2 protein-coding genes and 1 pseudogene are annotated in these 2,564 nt (G+C 71.3%); all 3 read right to left on the bottom strand.

Annotated elements, in window-relative coordinates; translation table 11 throughout:
* Nucleotides 1-354: 354 nt before the first annotated feature.
* Nucleotides 355-1,410 carry a cyclase family protein gene (locus U9983_RS27540; protein WP_322756804.1) on the bottom strand — a complete coding sequence of 352 codons (1,056 nt, stop codon included), beginning with the start codon at nt 1,408-1,410 and terminating at the stop codon, nt 355-357.
* Between the two features lie 58 nt (nt 1,411-1,468).
* A pseudogene (locus U9983_RS27535) lies at nt 1,469-1,879 on the bottom strand (TetR/AcrR family transcriptional regulator C-terminal domain-containing protein); the annotation flags it as partial.
* A gap of 21 nt (nt 1,880-1,900) precedes the next feature.
* Nucleotides 1,901-2,236, bottom strand: a complete 336-nt coding sequence (locus U9983_RS27530; protein WP_322756803.1) for a TetR/AcrR family transcriptional regulator — start codon at nt 2,234-2,236, stop codon at nt 1,901-1,903.
* Nucleotides 2,237-2,564 lie beyond the last annotated feature (328 nt).

Here is a 2,564-nt window from a genome sequence, read left to right as displayed (position 1 = left end):
AGGCTGCGGCACCTCTCCGAGTTAGAGCGACCGGCAATAGGGACCCGGCGTCGCGGGGCTGGGGCACGCACCTCGCCGCGTTGTCGTCGGTCGACACCCGACACCAGGGTGCCTTCCTCCTCCGCCTCGCGATCTACGTGCCCCAGTCCCGCTCCTTGATCCACGCCCCTATTGCCGGGCGCTCTAAATGGAGCCGAGCTATTGTTTCCGCGCGGTCCGCCGTCAGTTCCTCAGGAAGCGCGCGACGGCGTCCTGATGTTGCCGCGTGTCCAAGGGGTGGTACTCGGCGGCGAGCGCGTACTCGTCCCCACCCGTTCTCCTCTGAGGCGACGGCCGTCACGGCCGGTGGCGGTGTCAACGGACGGCGATCGCGTTGGCCGGTGAGCCGATGCCGCCCGGGATGCGCAGCGGCACAGCGACGAAGAGGAACGTCCAGCGCTCGTCGGCGGCGGCAGCAGCAGCAAGATCCGCGAACCAGAACAGCTCGCCGAAAGGCAGCCCGAGGTTACGCATCATCCGGATGTGGGCGGACCGGCTCGAATCGGCGGGCAACGGTCCGGCCTCCACCGCGATGTTGTCCGCGGCGACGGCTCCCCATCCCTGGCGGTGCGCGAGTGGCGCGAGATCCGGGCTGATCCCGGGCACTCTCGCGTCCGTCGCCAGGACCATCGCCTCCCGCACCGCGTCGGACGCCGCGGCGAGGTAGGCCTCCGTCCAGCCGGTACGCACGCACACCACGTCGCCCGGCTCGATCCGGACACCCTGCGCGGCGGCGGTCGCGAGCAGCTCGGGTTCGTCGATGACGTGGTCCGGTGGCAGGGGCCGGTCAGCTCCCCCGGCGACGTGCCGGCCGACGTCAAGGAGGACGCCACGTCCGGTGATGCCGCGCTGGGCGAGGGCGTCGATGCTGTTGCGGTGGGCGTAGCCCCGCTCGTCCACGCTGTCGAGCCCGGCGCCGTTGTAGAAGACGCCGTCGACCCCGTCCTCGACGAGTCCGCAGTGGGACAACGCGTCCCACTGCGTCGAACCCTGCGTGGGCAGCATGACGCAGTCGTCGTTGAGAACCATGCCCTTGTAGACGTGGTTGCGGCGGAGCGCGACCTTCTCCAGCGCCGGCCGTCCGATCTGGCGGTGGCGGGGCTGGTCCAGCGGCAGGTTGAGCGGGAACGTCGTCCCCGTCCGGATGCACCCGGCGCCCCGCAGCACCGCGGCCGGTGTGATCAGGTTGAGCGTGCCGAGTTCGTCGTCCGCCCCGAACCGACCCCAGTTCGACAGCTCGGGCCGACGCGGGCCTCCATGGGTGTCGGCGACGACCTCGCCTGTTGCCTTGCCCTCGGCCCGCACCCCGCCGACACTGACACTATGCGGCGCATAGCGCAAGACAGGCCGGAACCGGAGCGTGCTTCCCATCAGTCGTCGAACCCCGCGTGCCTACCCAGGCCGACGCGGCAGACGCGGCACCCGGCGACTAGCCGGCTCCCCCTGCGGCACGCACCCGGAGTCCCGCGATGATGACGTCGAGGGCGAACTCCAGGTAGGCCTCCGCGTCCAGCGTGGCGCCAGCCGACGCCACCCGCTCGAGCGCGGGGTAGGTCTGCGGATCGTCGGCCAGCCGATGACGACCTGGTGGGCCGCCGCGCCGGGCGAAGCCGGCCGCCAGCTTGAGGTAGCCGACCCAGTAGGCCTGCGTCGTGGCCTGCGCCAGCACCGAGGTCCGCTCGTCGAAACCCGCGTCGAGCAGGATGGCGGTCGCGAGGTCGGCGAGCCGGGTGCCGTTGCGGGTCACGCTCGTCTCCACGAGCCAGTCCGCCACTCCCGGGCAGTCGTTCACCGTGACGCTGAGCCGTCGGTGGACCGCGCGCAGCCGGTCCTCCCACGGCCCGTCCGGCGGCGCCTCAACCTAGCCGAGCACCCGTTCGACGACGAGTCTCAGCAGGGCCTCGCGGGTCGGGACGTGGTAGTGGATCGCCATCGTGGTGACACCGAAATCACGTGCCAGCCCGCGCATGGTCACCCGGTCGAGACCCTCGCGGCGCGCAACCTCCAGCGCCGCATCGACGATCCGGCGCTCGCTCAGGGGCGCCGCCGCCCGACCCGGCGATACGGGAGCGGATCCGGGCTCGCCCATCACCGTGACCGCCTGCGGGGCTGTCGACGTCACCCCCGCGGCCGTCGGCACCGCTCGCTCAGCCACCAGCAGACCCTCCTCGAGGCCGACAGCCTTCCCGGACGTCACCCCTCTATTGTCACCCCGCTGGCCCGCGCCCGACGGCGCGCACTGGCCGACCTACCGCGGAAGCCCCAGGCGACTCGGCACAAGCGGCGGAACGACGCTCTTGCGAACCACCCCTACGCGCGACAAAGCAAAGTCACTCTGCGCCGCATAGTAGGCATTTACCCGAAGCCCTCCCCTGCACAGGTTCGTCCGCTGGGTCAACGACGAAGAGTGACGCGCCAGCCAGCCTGGCCGCCGGGGGCGCGGTCGCTGCTCCTCGCACCCGTCGCACTATGCATGGCATAGTTGGGAAGCCCGGCCCACCGGCACACCGAGAGGATGCGGTCGA

Source organism: Protofrankia sp. Cas3 (genome assembly GCF_963555955.1).
Taxonomy (GTDB): domain Bacteria; phylum Actinomycetota; class Actinomycetes; order Frankiales; family Frankiaceae; genus Protofrankia.
The sequence above is the reverse complement of the archived record's forward strand: the minus strand, read 5'-3'. Positions and strand labels throughout refer to the sequence as shown.